Origin of the sequence: Massilia sp. CT11-108 (assembly GCF_047302915.1) — a bacterium.
Classification (GTDB): domain Bacteria; phylum Pseudomonadota; class Gammaproteobacteria; order Burkholderiales; family Burkholderiaceae_D; genus Telluria; species Telluria orientalis.
The window spans coordinates 1-19,441 of sequence record NZ_JBKYMO010000007.1 but is presented as its reverse complement, the minus strand read 5'-3'; the positions used below and the strand labels follow the sequence as shown (position 1 = coordinate 19,441).

Annotated in this window: 22 protein-coding genes; 12 read left to right on the top strand and 10 right to left on the bottom strand. The window is 65.4% G+C overall.

Annotated elements, in window-relative coordinates; translation table 11 throughout:
- Window positions 1–9: 9 nt before the first annotated feature.
- The 4 genes from ACEN88_RS01855 to ACEN88_RS01840 all read left to right on the top strand — a co-directional run bounded on the left by ACEN88_RS01855 (window position 10) and on the right by ACEN88_RS01840 (window position 5,220).
- On the top strand, window positions 10–2,922 hold the full coding sequence (locus ACEN88_RS01855) for a TIM-barrel domain-containing protein (RefSeq protein ID WP_413337121.1): 2,913 nt from the start codon (window positions 10–12) through the stop codon (window positions 2,920–2,922).
- 16 nt (window positions 2,923–2,938) lie between these two features.
- Window positions 2,939–3,940 carry a family 43 glycosylhydrolase gene (locus tag ACEN88_RS01850; protein ID WP_413337120.1) on the top strand — a complete coding sequence of 334 codons (1,002 nt, stop codon included), beginning with the start codon at window positions 2,939–2,941 and terminating at the stop codon, window positions 3,938–3,940.
- Window positions 3,941–4,009: 69 nt separating this feature from the next.
- The gene (locus ACEN88_RS01845; RefSeq protein WP_413337119.1) at window positions 4,010–4,393 is read left to right on the top strand and encodes a hypothetical protein; all 384 of its coding nucleotides are present in this window, start codon (window positions 4,010–4,012) and stop codon (window positions 4,391–4,393) included.
- On the top strand, window positions 4,390–5,220 hold the full coding sequence (locus tag ACEN88_RS01840) for an alpha/beta hydrolase (protein WP_413337118.1): 831 nt from the start codon (window positions 4,390–4,392) through the stop codon (window positions 5,218–5,220). Before ACEN88_RS01845 ends, ACEN88_RS01840 begins: the two co-directional genes overlap by 4 nt.
- On the opposite strand, the gene ACEN88_RS01835 is transcribed toward ACEN88_RS01840, so the two are convergent.
- From ACEN88_RS01835 to ACEN88_RS01825, 3 genes are read right to left on the bottom strand one after another with little or no spacing between them, the layout of a single operon-like run.
- On the bottom strand, window positions 5,217–5,393 hold the full coding sequence (locus ACEN88_RS01835; protein WP_413337117.1) for a hypothetical protein: 177 nt from the start codon (window positions 5,391–5,393) through the stop codon (window positions 5,217–5,219). The two genes, ACEN88_RS01840 and ACEN88_RS01835, sit on opposite strands and share 4 nt — an antisense overlap.
- Window positions 5,394–5,402: 9 nt before the next feature.
- Window positions 5,403–6,221, bottom strand: a complete 819-nt coding sequence (gene proC, locus ACEN88_RS01830; protein WP_413337116.1) for a pyrroline-5-carboxylate reductase — start codon at window positions 6,219–6,221, stop codon at window positions 5,403–5,405.
- Window positions 6,222–6,263: 42 nt separating this feature from the next.
- A complete protein-coding gene (locus tag ACEN88_RS01825; protein WP_413337115.1) occupies window positions 6,264–6,965 on the bottom strand; it encodes a YggS family pyridoxal phosphate-dependent enzyme in 702 nt (233 codons plus the stop codon).
- A gap of 176 nt (window positions 6,966–7,141) precedes the next feature.
- Here ACEN88_RS01825 and ACEN88_RS01820 point away from each other — a divergent pair, with 176 nt between their 5' ends.
- Window positions 7,142–8,185: a type IV pilus twitching motility protein PilT gene (locus tag ACEN88_RS01820; RefSeq protein WP_056122528.1), complete on the top strand. Its 1,044-nt coding sequence runs from the start codon at window positions 7,142–7,144 to the stop codon at window positions 8,183–8,185.
- 9 nt (window positions 8,186–8,194) lie between these two features.
- Entirely contained in the window at window positions 8,195–9,331 is a 1,137-nt protein-coding gene (locus ACEN88_RS01815) for a PilT/PilU family type 4a pilus ATPase (RefSeq protein ID WP_413337114.1), read from the top strand.
- A 10-nt stretch (window positions 9,332–9,341) separates the two neighbouring features.
- On the opposite strand, the gene ACEN88_RS01810 is transcribed toward ACEN88_RS01815, so the two are convergent.
- Complete coding sequence (locus ACEN88_RS01810) at window positions 9,342–9,773, bottom strand: hypothetical protein (RefSeq protein ID WP_413337113.1); 432 nt, start codon at window positions 9,771–9,773, stop codon at window positions 9,342–9,344.
- A 61-nt stretch (window positions 9,774–9,834) separates the two neighbouring features.
- On the opposite strand from ACEN88_RS01810, the gene ACEN88_RS01805 reads away from it, so the two are divergent.
- A complete protein-coding gene (locus ACEN88_RS01805; RefSeq protein ID WP_413337112.1) occupies window positions 9,835–10,317 on the top strand; it encodes a glutathione peroxidase in 483 nt (160 codons plus the stop codon).
- A 10-nt stretch (window positions 10,318–10,327) separates the two neighbouring features.
- On the opposite strand, the gene ACEN88_RS01800 is transcribed toward ACEN88_RS01805, so the two are convergent.
- The 3 genes from ACEN88_RS01800 to ACEN88_RS01790 all read right to left on the bottom strand — a co-directional run bounded on the left by ACEN88_RS01800 (window position 10,328) and on the right by ACEN88_RS01790 (window position 14,405).
- Window positions 10,328–11,323: an alpha/beta hydrolase family protein gene (locus ACEN88_RS01800; protein ID WP_413337111.1), complete on the bottom strand. Its 996-nt coding sequence runs from the start codon at window positions 11,321–11,323 to the stop codon at window positions 10,328–10,330.
- A gap of 46 nt (window positions 11,324–11,369) precedes the next feature.
- Window positions 11,370–13,412: a glycoside hydrolase family 97 protein gene (locus tag ACEN88_RS01795; RefSeq protein ID WP_413337110.1), complete on the bottom strand. Its 2,043-nt coding sequence runs from the start codon at window positions 13,410–13,412 to the stop codon at window positions 11,370–11,372.
- 63 nt (window positions 13,413–13,475) lie between these two features.
- Window positions 13,476–14,405 carry a LysR family transcriptional regulator gene (locus ACEN88_RS01790; RefSeq protein ID WP_413337109.1) on the bottom strand — a complete coding sequence of 310 codons (930 nt, stop codon included), beginning with the start codon at window positions 14,403–14,405 and terminating at the stop codon, window positions 13,476–13,478.
- A gap of 60 nt (window positions 14,406–14,465) precedes the next feature.
- On the opposite strand from ACEN88_RS01790, the gene ACEN88_RS01785 reads away from it, so the two are divergent.
- From ACEN88_RS01785 to ACEN88_RS01765, 5 genes are all read left to right on the top strand, one after another.
- Window positions 14,466–15,359 (top strand): NmrA family NAD(P)-binding protein, encoded by an 894-nt coding sequence (locus ACEN88_RS01785; RefSeq protein ID WP_413337108.1) that lies wholly within the window; start codon window positions 14,466–14,468, stop codon window positions 15,357–15,359.
- 8 nt (window positions 15,360–15,367) lie between these two features.
- Complete coding sequence (locus tag ACEN88_RS01780; protein ID WP_413337107.1) at window positions 15,368–15,604, top strand: hypothetical protein; 237 nt, start codon at window positions 15,368–15,370, stop codon at window positions 15,602–15,604.
- Window positions 15,601–16,275, top strand: a complete 675-nt coding sequence (locus ACEN88_RS01775) for a hypothetical protein (RefSeq protein ID WP_413337106.1) — start codon at window positions 15,601–15,603, stop codon at window positions 16,273–16,275. Before ACEN88_RS01780 ends, ACEN88_RS01775 begins: the two co-directional genes overlap by 4 nt.
- 368 nt (window positions 16,276–16,643) lie before the next feature.
- A complete protein-coding gene (locus ACEN88_RS01770; RefSeq protein WP_413337105.1) occupies window positions 16,644–17,138 on the top strand; it encodes an Hcp family type VI secretion system effector in 495 nt (164 codons plus the stop codon).
- Between the two features lie 26 nt (window positions 17,139–17,164).
- Window positions 17,165–17,590: a hypothetical protein gene (locus tag ACEN88_RS01765; protein WP_413337104.1), complete on the top strand. Its 426-nt coding sequence runs from the start codon at window positions 17,165–17,167 to the stop codon at window positions 17,588–17,590.
- 240 nt (window positions 17,591–17,830) lie between these two features.
- Here ACEN88_RS01765 and ACEN88_RS01760 read toward each other — a convergent pair whose 3' ends face one another.
- The 3 genes from ACEN88_RS01760 to ACEN88_RS01750 form a co-directional block, all read right to left on the bottom strand.
- Window positions 17,831–18,520, bottom strand: a complete 690-nt coding sequence (locus ACEN88_RS01760) for a pentapeptide repeat-containing protein (RefSeq protein ID WP_413337103.1) — start codon at window positions 18,518–18,520, stop codon at window positions 17,831–17,833.
- Window positions 18,521–18,524: 4 nt separating this feature from the next.
- Window positions 18,525–18,839, bottom strand: a complete 315-nt coding sequence (locus tag ACEN88_RS01755) for a hypothetical protein (protein WP_413337102.1) — start codon at window positions 18,837–18,839, stop codon at window positions 18,525–18,527.
- 56 nt (window positions 18,840–18,895) lie between these two features.
- On the bottom strand, window positions 18,896–19,441 hold a 546-nt coding region (locus tag ACEN88_RS01750; protein WP_413337101.1), incomplete at its 5' end, for an STAS domain-containing protein.

Sequence of the window (19,441 nt, the reverse complement as noted above, 5' to 3'; positions counted from 1 at the left end):
AGGAACGTCATGAAAACACATACCGCGCTGCCGACGCTCACGCTGCTCGCAACTCTCGCCGCGAGCGCGCACGCGGCGCCGCTCGCCGGCCTCGACGCCAACGGCCATCTGCTGCCGGTCGCCGCCGCGACGTCGGCCTTTTCATATGCGCCCATCGCGCACGGCGTGCAAGTCCGCGTCGGCGGCGTGACCAAGAACGTGATCTTCTACGGCCCGGCGACGGTGCGCGTGAACACGACGCTCGGCGAAAACTACTGGCGCCATCCGAGCATCGTCGTGACGCACCCGCCCGCGGCCGTCGCCTTCACCACGCGCGACGGCGCCGACTCTCTCACGCTGGAAAGCAAACGGCTGCGCATCGTGATCGACAAGTCGACCGGCGCCATCACGTTCCAGGATGCGCAGGGCAAGGTCTATACGCAGGAAAAGCGCAGCGCGCCGCAGACGCTGAAGAAAATCGAGCTGGCCGGCGCGCCGACCTATGAAGCGCGCAACACGTTCACCCTGAAGCCCGGCGAGGGCATCTACGGGTTCGGCTTCGTGGGCGAAGGCGACATCAACCGCCGCAACAAGGACCTGCTGCTGGTGCAGACGAACATCGGCATCATCATCCCCGTCATGGTGTCGACGGAACGCTACGGCATCCTGTGGGACACGTATTCGAAGATGCGCTTCACGGATAACGCCGACGGCGCGTCGCTGTGGGCGGAGAGCGCGCCGGGCGGCGTCGATTATTACTTCATGGCCGGCGCCACGCTGGACGACGTCGTGGCCGGCTACCGCGACCTCACCGGCGCGGCGCCGATGGTGCCGAAGCAGGCGTTCGGCCTGTTCATGAGCAAGGAGCGCTACCAGACGCAGGACCGCCTCGTCGAGGTGGCACGCACCTTCCGCAAGGAGCAGTTCCCGCTCGACTACATCGTGCAGGACTGGCAGTACTGGGGCAGCGACAAGGACGGCACCTGGAGCGGCATGACGTGGAACCGCGAGCGCTTCCCCGATCCGAAAGGCATGACGAAGGCCATCCACGACATGCACCTGAAGCTGATGGTGTCGATCTGGCCGTCGATCGGCAACGACACCGCGCTGGCGCACGAGCTCGACGAACACAAGCTGCGCTTCGAGCCGCTGCACTGGATTTCGAAAAAGGCGCGCATCTACGACGCGTACAGCCCCGAAGGCCGGAAGATCTACTTCAAGCATGTCAAGCAGGGCCTGCTCGACGTGGGCGTGGACGCGCTGTGGATGGACGGCACCGAGGTCGAAGTCGGCACGGCCGCGCACAACGCCGCCGACAACGAGCGCGACATCAAGGGACTCGGCAACAACGCGATGGGCGACTTCGCCCGCTACCTCAATCCATACTCGCTGATGACGACGCTCGGCACGTACGAGGGACAACGAGCCACCAGCAACAAGCGCGTGTTCACGCTGACGCGCTCGGCCTGGGCCGGCGCGCAACGGACGGCGGCGGCCTCGTGGTCCGGCGACACGCGGGCGAGCTGGAAAACCCTGCTCGAGCAGATCAACGGCGGCGTCAACGTCACCATCACGGGCAACCCGTACTGGACGCAGGATACCGCCGGTTTCTTCATCGGCGGTGGATTCCCGGGCGGCGAAAAGAATGCGTCGTACCGCGAACTGTACGCCCGCTGGCTGCAATACGCCGCCTTCAATCCGCTGATGCGCATCCACGGCACCGACATCGAGCGCGAGCCTTACCTCTTCAAGCAGTCGGATCCCGAGATGTACAAGGCGCTGTACGATGCCGTGCGCCTGCGCTACCGCCTGCTGCCCTACACGTACAGCCTGGCCGGCAAAGTCACGCGTGACGGCTACACGCTGATGCGCGCGCTGCCGATGGATTTCCCGGACGACCCGCGCGTGCGCGACATCAACGACGCCTTCCAGTTCGGCCCGTCCCTCCTCGTCCATCCGGTCACGCGCCAGATGTACCGCTTCCAGCCGCCGCCGCCCGCCACCATCCCGGCGACCGCCCTGCGCACGCCCGACGGCAAGCCCGGACTGGCCGGCCAATACTTCGCGGGCACCAATTTCGAGACGCCGCACGGCAAGACCGTCGATGCCACCATCGACTTCCAGTGGCCCGGCCCGCCGCTGGCCGACATGCCGGCCGGCCTGGCGAGCCTCGACAACTTCTCCGCGCGCTGGACGGGCGCCGTCGTGGCGCCGGAAGACGGCGAATACGAGCTGGGTGCGGAAGGCGACGACGGCTACCGCCTGTACGTCGACGGCAAGCTCGCCGTCGAGGACTGGAAAAACGGCGGCAAACGCTACGCCGGCACCAAGGTCGTCCTGAAAAAGGGCCAGAGCCTCCCCATCACCCTCGAGTATTACAACGCCACGTCGGAGCGCAGCCTGCGCCTGGCATGGCGCACGCCGTCGCAGCTGGCCGCGCAGGCGCAACCGTCGGGCAAGCCGGATACGACGATGCAGACCTACCTGCCCGCGGGCACCGACTGGTACGACTTCTGGACGCACGAGCGCTTCAAAGGCGGCACCACGGTCGCCAAGGACGTGCCGCTCGACGTCTTCCCGCTGTACGTGCGCGCCGGTGCGATCGTGCCGATGGGTCCCGTCGTCCAGTACGCGACCGAGCGGCCGGATGCACCCTACGAGATCCGCGTCTATCCGGGCGCCGACGGCAAGTTCACGGTCTATGAAGACGACAACGAAACGTACGACTACGAAAAGGGCAAGTACGCCACCTACGACCTGGCGTGGAACGACGCCGCGCGCACCCTGACCATCGGCGCCCGCAAGGGCACGTTCAAGGGCCTGGTCGGGACGCGCAAGCTGAATGTCGTCGTCGTCGGCCGGGACAACGCGACCGCCATCGAACCGGCGGGCGCGACGAAGTCGGTCACGTATGCCGGCAAACCGCTATCGATCAAGTTCTGAGTCCACCGGAGACCCCATGAAATCGTTCCTCGCCACCCTGGCCCTTGTGCTGCCGCTGGCGGCCAGCGCCGCCGACGTCGCACCGAAACCGGTGTTCCGCGACCCCGTGTACGACGGCGCGGCGGATGTGTCCATCGTCTACGACCGCGCCGCCAAGCTGTGGAAAATGTTTTATACCAATCGCCGGGCGACGATGAAGCTGCCCGACCCGCAGGACGTCGCATGGGTGCACGGCACGCCCATCGGCATCGCCGCTTCCGACGACGGCGTGCACTGGCGCTACCAGGGCACGGCCGAGTTTCCCAAGGCGTGTACGGACGTGACGCTCTGGGCGCCCGAGATCTACTATGAAAATGGCACGTACCACATGTGGCTCACGATCGTGCCGGGTATCTTCCACCGGTGGGGCGGCCCCGGCGCGGAAGGCCGCATCGAGCACCTGACCAGCACCGACCTGTCCAAATGGCAGTGCGAAGGCACCGTGAAGCTGGACACCGGCCGCATGATCGACCCGACGGTCATCAAGCTCGGACAGGGTTATCGGATGTGGTACAAGGACGAGCGCGCCGGCAGCAAGATCCTGGCCGCCGACAGCCAGGACCTGCGTACGTGGAAGAAGGTGAGCGACGAGCCGGTCAATCCGACCACGGGCGAGGGACCGAAGGTGTTCCGCTTCAAGGGGTATTACTGGATGGTCGTCGACGTGTGGAAGGGCCTGATGGTGCTGCGGTCCGACGATGCGCGTACCTGGACGGAACAGAAAGGCTACATCCTCGGCGAGCCGGGCCACAAGGCCACCGACCGGGCCAAGGGGCAGCATGCGGACGTCGTCGTCGATGGCGACCGCGCGTTCATCTACTACTTCGTCCATCAGGAAAACGAACCGGAAGCGGCGACGGATGCGCGCTGGCACCAGCGCACGGTCATCCAGGTGGCGGAACTGGTGTTCAAGGATGGCCGGCTCGAAGTCGACCGCGACCGGGATGTCGCGTTCCGGCTGAAGGCGCCAACGCCCTGAGGTGACTTTGTGCGTATTTATGCGGGGTGAAAACGAAATACACTAAGCGCCTTTATCAATGGGCACGCCATGGACATTCACACCCGCATTACCGCCGCGCTTCACATCGTCATCGGCGTGCTGGGCGCCGGCATGATGCTGATCTTCGCACTCGGCACCAACTGGATCGGCCACTTCATCGCCGACTCGGCCGGCAGCGACGGCGCCGTGGCGAACTTCTTCTTCGGCTTCGGCGCGGTAGTGGCGGGATTCTTCGCGCTGCTGCTGGCGGCGGAAGCCATCGCCGGGATCGCGCTGCTGAAAGGATCGCCGACGGGACGGGTGTTCACGATCATATTCAGCGTGCTCGGGCTGCTCAACTTCCCGTTCGGTACCGCGATCGGCGTCTATTCGCTCTGGGCGCTGCTGGGCAAGCGGCCGGCACAACCACCGCAACTCGAAGGGCGTCCGTGAAAAAAACGCTGCTCGTCCTGCTGCTGTCCGTTGGCCTGGCGTCCGCCGCACTCGCCGAGCCAACGTCGAAGAAATTCGTGTTCGGTAATTCGGACATCGTGTCCGTGAAGTCGGCCTATACCGGCCAGACCCACGAACTGATCATCGTCTACCCTGACAGCTACTGGAGCAATCCGAACAAGAAATATCCGGTCCTGTATTTCACGGACGGCTACTGGGACACGCCGCTGCTCGCCGGCGCCTACGGCAACCTGGTGTACGACAAGATGGCGCCGGAGTTCATCATGGTCGGCCTGTCGTACCCGGACGGCACGGACTACGGCAGCGCCCGCGTGCGCGATTACACCTATACGTCGATGTGGATGGCGCCCGGCTCGGGCAAAGGCGATCAATTCCTGAATTTCCTGGAAAAGGAAGTCGCGCCGCTGATCGGATCGAAGTACCACGGCGACAAGGACAACCGCACACTGGCCGGCGCCTCGCTGGGCGGCCTGTTCACGCTGGGCGCCGCCATGAAGACGCCGGACTTTTTCACGGGATATATCGCGCTGAGTCCCACGGTCGTCTGGGACGGCGGTGCCGTGTTCAAACTCGAGGAAGCGCTGGCCAGGCAGAACCGGCCCCTGAAGGCGCGCATGTTCATTTCCGTCGGCTCGATCGAACAGGCCCAGTATCGCGGCGCGATCGAGCAATTCGAAAAGCAGCTGGCATCGCACCAGTACCAGGGCTTGCAACTGCAGAGTGTGACGATCGAGGGAATGGGCCACGGCACCAGCAAGGCCGAAGGCTATATGCGCGGCTTGAAGTGGGTCTGGCAAAACCGCTAGTTCGCCGGCGCAACGTCGCAGTACTGGGGCTGCCCGAGCATCGACGACACCGTATGCGGCCCATTGCCGCCGCGGTGCGGGCGCGACTGGGCCATGCACGGCACCGGCGCGCCCGCCATCAGGCTCGCGGCAAGCATCAGGACGAGCGACGGGCGCGGGATCGCACGCATCATCGTCGGTTGTCAGGCGTCCTTGCCCAGTTCCGCGCCGAGCTCCCGCCCGCGCGCCGCCGCCGCCTTCATGGCCTCGACGATGGCCTGCTTGACGCCGGCCGCCTCCATGCTCGTGATGGCCGCATGCGTGGTGCCGCCCTTCGAGGTCACGCGCTGGCGCAGCACGTCGACGGGTTCGTCCGACTGCGCCGCCAGCTGGGCCGCGCCCGTGAACGTGGCCAGCGCGAGCGCCTTGCCCTGCTCCACCGACAGCCCCATTTCCGCAGCCGCCTGCTGCATCGCTTCGAGGAAGTAGAACACGTAGGCGGGGCCGCTGCCCGACACCGCCGTCACCGGATCGATCAGGCCTTCTTCATCGAGCCAGACGGTCTGGCCGACGGCGCGCATGATGCTGTCGGCGGCGTCCTTTTGCGCGGCGCCGACGCCGGCCATCGCCACCATGCCCGTGATGCCCTGCCCGATCAGTGCGGGCGTATTCGGCATCGTGCGCACGATGGCGCCGTAGCCGCCGAGCCAGCGCGACAGATCGGCGCCGCGGATGCCCGCCGCGATCGACAGCAGCAGCGGCTTGTTCGCGAGCTGCGACTGCAAGTGCACGGTCACGTCGCGCATCTGCTGCGGCTTCACCGCGAGCACGATGACGTCGCTGGCGGCGACGGCCGCGCCGATGTCCGGCGACGTCGTCACGCCGTATTGCGTGCGCAGGCGCTCGAGCGCGTCCGCGTTCGGGTCGACGACGTGGATGTCCGCCGCCTGCGCGACCTTGCCGGCCAGGCCGGCGATGAGGGCGGTGGCCATGTTGCCGCCGCCGATGAAACTGATTTTCATGAGAGTCCCGGGGTTAGGCGCGCGTGATGCGCGCTTTTTCATTCACTCATAATGGCGCGCGCCGAAAATCGCGCTGCCGATGCGTACGATGGTCGCGCCTTCCAGCACGGCCGATTGCAGGTCGCCGGACATGCCCATCGACAGCGTGTCGAGGTGGATACCGGCTTTGACGATGTCTTGCGCGAGCGCGCGCAGGCGTGCGAACGGGGCGCGTTGCAGGGCCGGGTCGGCCTGCGGTTCCGGGATCGCCATCAGCCCGCGCAGGCGCAGGTTCGGCAGCTGGACGACGGCCTTCGCCAGGTCCAGCAACTCCTCCGGCTTGACGCCACTTTTGGTGGCCTCGCCGCTGATGTTCACTTGCAGGCAGATGTCCAGCGGGCCCAGTTCGGCCGGGCGCTGTTCCGACAGCCGCTGCGCGATCTTTAAACGTTCGACCGTGTGCACCCACTGGAAGCTGGTCGCGATGGGCCGCGTCTTGTTGCTCTGGATCGGGCCGATGAAATGCCATTCCAGCATCAGGCCGGGTCGCGCTTTTGCCACAGCGGCGATCTTGTCGACGCCTTCCTGCACATAGTTTTCGCCGAACGCGCGCTGGCCCGCTTCGATCGCTTCCAGCACGGCTTCCGCCGGAAACGTCTTCGAAACGGCCAGCAACTGGACCGTCGAACGGGGCCGGTTCGCGGCCTCGCAAGCGGCCTGGATTGTCGCTTCGACAGCTTGCAAGTTGGCTGCGATTGTGGACATAATGGTTTTCTGTAGGAAATATTTTCAGACATACGTGTCGCAAAGGGGCCTCGAAAACCGTAGCGAGCGGAAGGAGTTTCGTTCGAGAAGCGCAGCCGTACTTACGGTACGGCGAGCATCGCAGGACGAAAATCCGACGCGCAGTAGGTTTGCGAGGCCCCACCACAGGATTATAAATGGACATCTCCGAACTGCTCGCTTTCTCGGTCAAGAACAAAGCCTCCGACCTGCACCTGTCGGCCGGCCTGCCGCCGATGATCCGCGTGCATGGCGACGTACGCCGCATCAACCTGCCGCCGCTGGAGCACAAGGACGTGCACGGCATGATCTATGACATCATGAACGACGGCCAGCGCAAGCAGTACGAAGAGATGCTGGAATGCGACTTCTCGTTCGCGATTCCCGGCCTCGCGCGCTTCCGCGTCAACGCGTACAACCAGGAACGGGGTGCGTCCGCCGTGCTGCGGACGATTCCGTCCAAGATCCTGTCGCTGGAAGAACTGAACGCGCCGAAGATCTTCGCCGACCTCGCATTGAAGCCGCGCGGCCTCGTGCTCGTGACGGGTCCGACGGGCTCCGGCAAGTCGACGACCCTCGCCGCGATGGTCAACCACCTGAACGAGAACGAGTACGGTCACATCCTCACCATCGAGGACCCGATCGAGTTCGTGCACGACTCGAAGAAGTGCCTGATCAACCAGCGCGAAGTCGGTCCGCACACGCTGTCGTTCAACAATGCGCTGCGCTCGGCGCTGCGCGAAGACCCGGACGCGATCCTCGTCGGCGAGCTGCGCGACCTGGAGACGATCCGCCTCGCACTGTCCGCCGCCGAGACGGGCCACCTCGTGTTCGGCACCCTGCACACGTCGTCGGCCGCGAAGACCATTGACCGTATCGTCGACGTGTTCCCGGCGGAGGAAAAGGAGATGGTGCGCGCGATGCTGTCGGAATCGCTGCAGGCCGTGATCTCGCAGACCCTGCTGAAAACGAAGGACGGCGCCGGCCGCGTGGCCGCGCACGAGATCATGATCGGCACGCCGGCCATCCGCAACCTGATCCGCGAAGCGAAGATCGCGCAGATGTATTCCGCGATCCAGACCGGCTCCAACGTCGGCATGCAGACGCTGGACCAGAACCTGACGGACCTCGTGCGCCGCAACGTGATCTCGTCCGCGGCCGCGCGCGCCGCCGCCAAGATCCCCGAAAACTTCCCAGGTTAAGGACAGCGCATGGAACGCGACCAGGCCTCCAAATTCATGTTCGACCTGCTGCGCCTGATGGTCAGCAAGGGCGGTTCCGACCTGTTCATCACGTCCGGGTTCCCGCCCGCGATGAAGATCGACGGCCGCATGACGCCCGTGTCCAGCCAGGCCCTCACGGCCTCGCACACGGCCGACCTGGCGCGCGCCATCATGAACGACAAGCAGGCCGCCGGCTTCGAGCTCTCGAAGGAAGCCAACTTCGCCATCAGCCCCGGCGACCTGGGACGTTTCCGTGTCTCCGCCTTCATGCAGATGGGCGCCGTGGGCATGGTGCTGCGCGTGATCACGACGACGATCCCGAAGTTCGAGGACCTCGACCTGCCGGAGGTGCTGAAGGACGTGATCATGACCAAGCGCGGCCTCGTGATCATGGTGGGCGCCACGGGTTCCGGCAAGTCGACGACGCTGGCGACGATGGTCGGCTACCGCAACGAAAACAGCTACGGCCACATCATCACGATCGAGGATCCCGTCGAATTCGTCCATCCGCACAAGAACTGCGTGATCACGCAGCGCGAGGTCGGCGTCGACACGGACAGCTTCGAGGCAGCGCTGAAGAACTCCCTGCGCCAGGCGCCGGACGTGATCCAGATCGGAGAAATCCGCGACCGCGAGACGATGGAACACGCGATCGCGTTCGCCGAAACGGGCCACCTGTGCCTCGCCACCCTGCACGCGAACAGCTCCAACCAGGCGCTGGACCGTATCATCAACTTCTTCCCCGAAGAGCGCCGCCAGCAGCTGCTGATGGACCTGTCGCTGAACATGAAGGGCCTGATCTCGCAGCGCCTCATTCCGAAGAAGGAAGCGAAGGGCCGCGTGGTCGCGATGGAGATCATGCTGAATTCGCCGCTGATCTCGGACCTGATCTTCAAGGGCGAGGTCCACGAGATCAAGGAGATCATGAAGAAGTCGCGCGAGCTGGGCATGCAGACCTTTGACCAGGCCCTGTTCGACCTGTACGAGGCGGACAAGATCACCTACGAGGATGCGCTGCGCAACGCGGACTCCGTGAACGACCTGCGCCTGAACATCAAGCTCAATAGCAAGCACGCGAAGAACCGCGATTTCTCCGCGGGCACCGAGACGCTCGGTCTCATCTGATCCGCTTCGGCTACAGCGCCGCCCAGCGCTGCACGAGACCGACGAGGTGCACCACCCCGTAGCCGAAGCAGATCACCGAACTCCACACGACGAACGGCGTGATCGCGCCGCCCCTGGCGAGAACGAGCGGCGCGAACGCCGCCCCGCGCACGAGATAGACGGCCGTGATGGCGACCAGCGCCGCCTTCAGGAACGGCAGCCCGCCAATGATGCCCGCCCCCGCCAGCGCATACGCGGACCACGTGAACAGCACGGCGGCGATCCCCAGCGTGACGAGGGTCGGATACCGGCGCCCTTGCGCGGCCGCCCGCGCGAACCGCTCGCCCGCGCCGAAGAAGCGGTACCACGCCGGACCGCCCGCGATGATGCCCAGGTGGAGCAACGCGGCGACGGCGCTGAGCAGCGCGCCGGCGGCCAGGGGAATGTTCACGGTGGACTGCATCGATGTCTCCTTTGCCTTACACTGTTGCCTTCGAATCAACCCAAGCATACAGGAGCCCACGATGAACGTGTTCGACTTCCAGGCCACCTCCCTCGACGGCAAGCCGGTCGACCTGGCCCAGTACCGCGGCAAGGTCCTCCTCATCGTCAACACCGCCAGCAAATGCGGCTTCACGCCGCAATACCAGGGCCTCGAGACCCTGTACCGCGAACTGCACGCGCGCGGCCTGGAAGTGCTGGGCTTCCCCTGCAACCAGTTCGGCAGCCAGGAGCCGGGCACGGAATCGGAGATCGGCGCGTTCTGCGAAAAGAACTACGGCGTGTCGTTCCCGCTGTTCGCCAAGGTCGACGTCAACGGCGATGCGGCGCACCCGCTGTGGAAATACCTGAAGAACGCGGCACCGGGCGTGCTGGGCACCGAGGGCATCAAGTGGAACTTCACCAAGTTCCTCGTCGGCCGCGACGGCACCGTGCTGCATCGCTACGCGCCGCAGACCAAGCCGGAAGAGATCGCGGGCGATATCGAGAAGGCGCTGCAGCCGTAAGCGCCAACGCTCAGCGGCGGTCGAACCAGGCCATGATGGCGTCGTACTCCTTCTGCACGTCCGCCATCGAGCCCCCTTCCGCCATCAGGTTGTGGCCCGCGCGCGGCAGGCGCCGGAACGTGACGTCGCGCCCGAGCGCGCGCAGGCGCGCGTACGCGACCTCGGTCGACAGGACCGGTACGCTGTCGTCGCGCATGCCGCTGGCCAGCCAGACCCGCGCCTTCGACTGGACCAGGTTCTCGCCGGGCGCCTGCGCGAAGAAGGAACTCCAGCGCAGATAGGTGTGCCCCCACGCGAATTTCACGCTGCTGCGCGGGTCCGCGTTGATGGCGTCGACGGTCGCGTCGATGTCGCGCAGGCGCGCGAGCGTGTCGTCGTCGTTCGTCCCCGCACGATAGGCGTTGGCGGCGAAGTCGAACAACTGGCTCGTGCCGGTGCCGCCGATCAGCGCCACGTGCGTCACCTCGGGCAACGCGCGCGCGAGGCCCGCTGCCATCACGGCGCCTTCCGACACGCCGAACACCAGCACGCGGCTGCCGTCGACCCACGGCAAGGCCAGCGCATGGCGCAGCGCGCCGCGCAGCGTGTCCAGCCAGCTGTCGTAGGAAAAGTTGGCGTTGAACGCGGCCGGACATCCCGTCGCCACGCCCGGCGGCGCTTGGGGCGGGGCCTCCGGCTGGTACGGCTTGTCGACCACCATCACGGCGTAGTCGCCCCGCTGCGCCAGCGGCACGAAATTGAAGACGGTCGAGTAACGGTTCGGCGTGCCCAGGCCGACGAACGGCGGCGTGCAGCCGGAACCCTGCACGAACAGCACGAGCGGCGCCTTGTGCGCGGGTTGCGAGATGACGTAGCGGATGGCGGGCGCGCCGTCGCGCTGCACCGTGAAGCGCGTGGCGGCGGCCTTGCCGAGTTCCAGCGGTTCCTGCTGCACTACGGGCGCGGCGTGGGCCGCCGAGGCGGCGAGCAGGATGCCGCCGAAGAATGCGAGTAAGCGTTTGTTCATGGACGCGATCATCCCACGAACGGCGCCCTCGCAGGCTATCGAAAAATCACTGCTTCGGCACGATCCGCACCGCCAGCCCGCCGCCCGGCGCCAGCCGCACGTCGAGTACGTCCTTCGCCGTCACGGTCCTCGTCTCCGTCACGAGATCGAACCGGTGCTCGTTGCGGTAATCGGCCTGCTCGCCGTCGCGGTAGATCTCGGCCACGTACCGCCTGCCCGGGTCGAGGAAGGCCAGCGGCACGGCCACCGTGCGCGCCATGCCGTCCGTGACGGCGCCCACGTACCAGGCGTCCGAACGGCGGTCCTTGCGCGCGATGGTCGCGTACTCGCCGACGGCGCCGTTCAGCACGCGCGTGTCGGCCCAGTCGGTCGGCACGTCGCGGATGAACTTGAAGGCGGCCGGATACTTCGCGTAGTTCTCCGGCAGGTCGGCCGCCATCGCGAGCGGCGAATAGATCACGACGTAGTTGGCGAGCTGCTTGGCCTGCGTCGAATTGAACGTCTTGCCGCCCGCGCCGACGAGGCTGGGCACGCCGGGCGTGTAATCCATCGGGCCGCTCAGCATGCGCGTGAACACGAGCTTCGCTTCATGGTCGGCGGCGTTCGGCGGCTCGCCCCACGCGTTGTACTCGACGCCCCGTGCGCCCTCGCGCGCGAGCCAGTTCGGGTAGGTGCGGCGCAGGCCCGTGTCCTTCACGGGTTCGTGCGTGTCGATGGCGATGCGGTAGCGCGCCGCCTCCGTCACGGCCTTCACGAAATGCCGCACGCCTTCCTGCGAATCGTAGTTCCCGTAGTGGACCTTGCCGTCCGGGCCGGGGAACTGCATCGTGCCCGCTTCGTGCACATAGCCCGACTTGACGCTGTCCACGCCCAGCTTCGCATACAGTTTATAGGCCGCATCCATCTGCTTTTCGTAGGCCGCGACGTTGCCGCCCGTCTCGTGGTGGCCGATCAGGCGCACGCCCTTCTGCTTCGCGTACGCGGCGAGCGCGGGCAGGTCGAAGTCGGGGTAAGGCTGCGTAAAACTGAAGTCCGCGCCGCCGTGGCCCCAGTCGCTTTCCCAGCCGCGGTTCCAGCCCTCCACCAGCACGCCGCGGAAGCCGTTCGCGGCCGCGAAGTCGATGTAGCGCTTGACGTTGGCCGTGTTCGCGGCATGCTTCGGCCCCGCGTTCCACGTTCCTTTGTTCAGGTGCATTTCCCACCACACGCCGACGAATTTCGACGGGTGGACCCACGACACGTCGCCCAGCTTGTTCGGCTCGTTCAGGTTCAGCTCGAGGTCCGACATGTACAGGCCAGGCGCATCGTCCGCGATGCGCAGGGTGCGCCACGGCGTCGTGAACGCGCCATGGCGCACGACGGCCGCCCCGGTCGTGGACGGCGCCAGCTGCGCGCGCAGCTTCTGGCCCGCGACCTTGCGCACCCACATCGTCGCGTAGTCGACCAGCGCCGCTTCGTGGAGGGCGATGTGCGTGCCGTCGTCCAGGCGCAGCGTCAGCGGCGTGTTGGCCGTACCGATCTCGGTCAAGGGCGCCTTCTCGACGATCTGCTCGAGGCCCGACAACTCGCCCGCCGGGATCCACCACGCCGTCGCGGGCCGGGCGACGACGAATTCCGTCAGCTCGTCCGTGATGGCGACGTCGCGCAGCTGCGGCTGGTCGGGGAATTCGTAGCGGAAACCGATGCCGTCGTCGTAGATGCGGAAGACGATGGCGAGCCGGCGGTTCGAGCGGTTCGTCTGCTCGACGTCGACGCGCAGCTCGCGGTAATGGTTGCGCACGTAGCGGCGCTCGCCCCACGGCTGTTCCCATGTGTCGTCATGCTCGCTGACGCGCTTGTCCTTCACCGTGAAACCGTCGTCCATCTTGGGCGCATTGGCGAGGTTGAAGCCGAGATGCGACGGGGCGATGATCTCCTTGCCCTTGCGCTTGATGTCGTAGGCCAGCTTGCCCATGTTGTCGAGCTGGACGTCGACCGTCAGCACGCCGCCCGGCGAGCTGGCCGTGGCCACGACGGTTTGCGCCCAGACGGCCGGCGCCGCCATGTAGCTTGTAAACATCGCGGCAAGCGCGAGCAGACGGAGACGCATCTTTACACTCCCGAATAGCCGGACGACGCAGCGATCCGGCTGGATGATGGAAGTGTAATATTACTACACGAACGCCGCCACGATGTCCGCAAGTTGTTGCCTGACCCAAACATGGGCGGGGTCGCCGTGGCAGCGCTCATGCCAGATCATGGCCGGCGAGAAAGGGGCGACCTCCAGCGGCACATCCAGGAGCGCAATCGGGAGCTTGTCCGCCAGCCGGCGCGCGAGGCGGCCCGGCAGCGTGAGGATCATGTCGCTGTCCGCCACCAGCAGCGCAGCGGCGATGAAATGGGGGACGCGCAGCGCGACGCGGCGCGTGAGGCCCAGTGCGGAGAGCGCGGCGTCGACCGCACTTTCACCCAGCCCGGAAATGGTCACGGTCACGTGGCGCAGCGCCACATACTGTTCCAGGCCGAGTCCCCGCGTCACGCCGGGGTGGCCGGACCGCACTACGCATACGAAGCGGTCGGTGTACAGCCCGCGTCGATAAAGACTACCCGGCAGGCTGTCGAACGTACCCATGGCCAGATCCGCCATCCCCTGCTCGACGAGCCGCATATTGTCCCCGGCAGGTTGTGCGATGTGCAGACTTAATCCGGGCGCCTGTCGTTCAAAACGGGCGATCAATTCACCCAGGATCACCAGGCTCAGGTGATCGTGCGCGGCAATCGTGATCCGCCCCGTTGCGGCGGCCGGATCGAAGACGGCAGGCGCGACGATGCCCCGGGCGTCGTCCAGCAACCGGGTCACCCGGCCTGCCAAGGCCTCGCCGCGCGGCGTCAATTCGAGACCGGACGTGCCGCGGACGACGAGGCGATCGCCCAGCATCGTACGCAGTCGTCCCAGTGCGCGGCTGGCGGCCGGTTGACTCAGGCCCAGCCGGAGGCCCGCCCGGGTGACGCTGCGCTCCCGGACGAGTGCTTCGAACAGTTTCAACAGGTTGAGGTCGGCCCCGGACAAATCCACTTGGCGCATTTTCACTATGCCTTTCATGTCATTGATGCATGTCCCGCAATCATGCACGCTTCCGGTTCAACTTCACAGGAGATTTCCATGACTGCAGCCCCCTCTCTTCCTTACGCCGTGTCCGGCGTGACCGGCCGCACCGGTGCCGCCGCGGCCGATGCGCTGTTGCGCGCCGGCCAGTTTGTCCGCGTCATCGTGCGCGACCCGGCCCAGGGTCGCCACTGGGCTGAACGCGGTGCGGAGGTCGCGATCGCCGACCTGACGGATCTGGTCTCGCTGACCAGGGCGCTCAGTGGCGTCCGCGGCGCCTACGTCGTCAGTCCTCAACAATACGGCCGCGACGACCTGTTCGAGCACGCCGACCTGATTGCCGCCACCACGGCGCGCGCGGCGGCGGCGGCGCGCGTGCCCAGGCTCGTGGCCCTGTCCTCGGTGGGCGCCGACCGCGAGAACGGCACGGGCTGGATCGGCATGAACCGGATGTTCGAGCAGCGCCTGGGCGAATCCGGCGTGCCGGCCGCCTTCCTGCGCGCGGCCTATTTCATGGAAAACTGGATGCCCATGGTCGGCCAGGCCGTGCGCAGCGGCACCCTGCCGACGTTCCTGGCACCGCCGCAGCGCGCCATCCCGATGGTGGCCACCGCGGACGTCGGCAACGCCGCGGCCGCCTTGCTGCAGGAAGCATGGCCGGGCCACCGCATCGTCACGCTCGCGGGGCCCGCGGACTACGCCCCGATCGACGTCGCCGCCAGCGTTGCGGCCACGCTCGGGAAGCCGGTCGACGTGGTGGTCCTGCCGGACGCTCAGTGGCCCGACGCGCTGGCCGATGCGGGCTTTTCGCCGGCAGCACTCGCCGGTTTCACGGAAATGACGCGGGGCCTCAATGGCCCGCATATCGACATCAGGAGCGATCCCGACGCCGTCGAATGGGCGGGGGCCACGCCGCTGCAGCACGTCATCACCGGGCTGGCAACGCGCTAGAATAAGGCATGGACCAGCCCTACATCCCGATCAATTGCGAGCGCCATGACGAACTGCTGGCGCTGGCCACCTTGCGCCGCCCGTGCACGCTGGACGTGGAACGTCCCGATGGCACGCTCGACAACCTGGCGGGCGTGATCGAGGATGTCTACGCCGACACCGGCGTCGAATACCTGCGGCTGCGTGGCGGCCCGACCGTGCGGCTCGATCGGATTCGTGCACTGAACGGCCGCCCCTTTCCATGACCAGAGACTATCCCTCCGCAGCAAGGGATCTTTTTTCGAGATGGCGCGCCAGCAGTCCGGATTTTCAGGACCACTTCGTCGAGGACGGTATCGTCGATCCGGCCCGGTGGCTCCAGGCCGGCACGCAGATTCTTTTCGTACTCCGAGAAACCAACGGCTACCGCGGCAACATCGCAGCGCTGATTCATAAAGCGTGCACGACACATCCATCCAGCAAGCTATGGGATCGCCCGACCTTCCACAATGTCGGGCGTTGGGCACATGGACTCGTCCACGCCGCGGAGGCCAGTTTTCCGACCTTCGAGGACGCGCACAAGAACAGGAAGACTGCACTACTCGCATGCGCGTTCATCAATTTAAAAAAGACAATGGGAGGTGCCAGAGCGACCAACGCTGTGGAGCACGCCGCCGCACGCGATGCCATCTTCCTGCGCGAACAGATCGAGTTGATCGATCCCCGGATCGTCGTGTGCGGTGGGACCTATCGAGCGATCAAACAACACGTTTATCCTGCAATCCGACGCGTCGGCCCACGCGTGCACGAGGCAGGCGGACGGATCTTCATCAACGCCAATCATCCGTCGTACTTGAAGAAAACTGTGGAAATGTATGATGATGTGGTGGGAAACTATCAGCGGTATCAGGCTACATCGAAGACGATGACAGTCTGAAAGATGCACCGGTCATCCTAACCAAGCCACGTTCAACCCCAGCCCCCGCACCAGTGCCGCCGCCTGCCGCGTGGAGATCGGCGCGACAGCTCCGCGCCGCTCAGCGGTAACAGTGGTGCGGGACATGAGATCAGTGCGTCTCGACACGCGCCGACGCGTGGATCGTGCAACCGCGGTGCACGTTTATTTATGATCGCCGGGCCATCGCGATCTCGCCTCATAAATCCCGTACGGCCGTATTACACCGCTGTAGCTGCGACATGCCAGCGCTGTTGATCTTTCCCCTTTGATGTACTGACGATCACCAACGTTGCTGATAGGAGGCCAAGCCAGAATGCATCACTTGCTCAATCGACAACGGAGGCATCATGGCAGTGGACGCTTATCTTCATATCGAAGGCATCAAGGGTGAGTCCCAGGACTCAGCCCACAAAGACTGGATTGAGTGCTTGAATGTGCACTTCGGTGTAGATCAACCACGGAGCCCCGTGACCTCGACCAGCGGCGGCCATACATCGGCTCGTGCCGATTTCGATGATGTCGTAGTCGCCAAGCTGGCCGACCTTTCTACACCGCTCCTGCTGCAACACTGCGCCATGGGGAAAACTATCCCAAAAGCAAAGTTCGAGTTCTTCCGGGCCGACAGTAACGGCGAGCGGGTCAAGTATTTCGAGATGAACCTCGAACATGTGTTAATCGGTTCCATCAAGCCGGGACTGACGGCGACAGGCGGGATGCAGGAACACTTTCAACTGAAATTCGCCAAGATGACCTGGAAGTACACGCAACAAAAAATCTCTGGCGGTGCCGGTGGGTCGACTGCGGGAGGCTGGGACTTGTCGGCCAATAAGGTCGTTGCATAGCGCACAGCACAACCGGGAGCCATCCAATGTCGGACTTCTACAAATATTTCAAAGAGAACATGGATGCGCTCAATTTACCTGCGCCCGAAAATCTCTATGGATCGGTTGCAACCGCGCAGGCCAGCATATCCGGCATGCTCGCCTATATCGACAAGTACGGGACCAAAGTAACCGTTCTGGAGATGATCGGTGCAGGAACGAACCTGGAACGCCTTGCCACTGTGGCCGCAGTTCAGGCAGCGTACTACATAGGGGCGGCAATAGGCAGCTTGGCAGTAGCAACGGGCCGAACGCTGGCGGGTGGCACGTCGTTGAGCGACGTGCTGTTCGAGGCGTCCCGCTGGAATTTGAAACGGGATTGGCTGTTGCCGCTTCTCCATCGCAATCCGGGCATCTACGACGCAAGCGTAGCGGGGCGAAAGTACCACAAGCTCTACGAGAACTTCAAATGAAAGACTCGCTATTATTGCTCGCTACAGGGCTGGGTCTGGCCCTGACCTCATGGGCATTCTGGAAGTTCGGCAGCAATGATGCCCTATCCGTGTTTGCGACTGTCGGGTTCGTGTGCGCAGTGGCAGACAATGTGAAGCTTCGCCGTCAGTTACGGGAAACGCGAGCGAAAGGTTGAGGCCCTGTAATGAGTTGATGGTACGGGTGCCGGATCCGCGACAACGTCCGCTTATGCTTCCGCGCTAAGCCACGTGTAATCCCAGCCCCCGCACCAGCTCCGCCGCCTGCCGCGTGGAGATCGTCGCGCCCGCAAACTGCTTCGCATTCGACAGCTTCAGGCCACCCAGATCCGCCTCGCGCAGATCGGCCGCATCGAAGCGCGTGTCCTTGATGTGGGCCTCGCGCAGGCTGCAGCCTTCTTCGAACACGGCCTCGCGGAAATCGCAGCCCGACAGATCGGCATCGGCGAAATCCAGCCCGCGCAGCACCGCCTTGCGGAACGACATCCGGCGCAGGTCGGCGCCGACCAGCAGGCAGTCTTCGAACGAGAGACCCAGCTGGCTCACCTCCTCGAAGCGCGCGCCCGTCAGCTTGCAGCTGCGGAACGCGACCGATGCCAGCTTGGTGCGGCGCCATCCGGCGTTGTTCAAGTCGCAGCCGTCGAACTTCGCATCGACCAGGTCGGCCGATTCGAAATCCGCATGGCCGCCGCGGCAGCGCTGCCAGCGCGTGCGCGCCAGGTTCGCGGCATAGAACGACGTCTCGGATACGGCACAGCGGATGAATGCGCAATCCTGCAGGTTCAGGCGCGACAGGTCCGCCCCGGCGAGGTCGCAGTCTTCGAGGACGAGCAGCGTGTCTTCCGCCAGCAGCGCGTCGATGCGTGCGCGGTCGACCTGCTCGCCGCCCAGGGTAACGGTGGTCCGGGACATGGAATCAGCGCGTCTCGACACGCGCCGACACGTGGATCGTGCAGCCGCGGTGCACGTTTTCCAGGAAGCGCAGCGCTTCCTCCTGGCGGCACGAGGACGGCAGCATGCGGCCCAGCGATTCGTCGCCGGCGATACGGTCGACGCCGTACGCGATCGCGCGCGAGATGTCGCGGGCCTCGCGGCCGTCGCTGTTGTACAAGGCGTCGTACACGCCGACCTCTTCCCACAGCGGGACGTAGCCGGGACTGATGCTGTCCTGGAAGGCGACGGACGGCGCCGCATCCTCGTCCTGGGATATCAGCCGAAACACGAAACTCACCGGGTCCTCCATCGATCACTGAAACAGGGCGCCGATGCTACCACGGCCCGCCTTTTTCAGTCGGCCGCCGTCCCGGTCGCGTGGAGAAACGCGTCGGCCAGCGTCGCTTTCGTGACGACGCCGGCGAGGTTCACGCCGAGATGCACGATGGTCTGGGCGATCTGCGGCCGGATGCCGCTGAGGATGCAGTCGGCGCCCATCAGGCGGGCCGCCGCGATGGTCTTCATCAGGTGTTGCGCGACCATCGTGTCCACGGTGGGGACGCCCGTGATGTCGATGATGGCCGTATGGACGTGGGTCGCGGCGATCCGGTCGAGCAGGCTTTCCATCACGACTTGCGCGCGGACGCTGTCGAGCGTGCCGATCAGGGGCAGGGCCAGCACGCCCTCCCACAGGCTGATGACCGGCGTCGACAGCTCCAGCAATTCCCGTTGCTGGCGCGCGATGATCTGCTCGCGGCTGCGCTGGAAGGCGTCGAGCGCATACATGCCCATCTGGTCCACCCACGTGTCGACGGCCCGCAGCGCCGCGGGCGCGGCAGCGTGGTGCGTCCGCAGCAGGTCGGCCAGCGGCTGCTTGACCGCGAACACGAAGGCCACGGC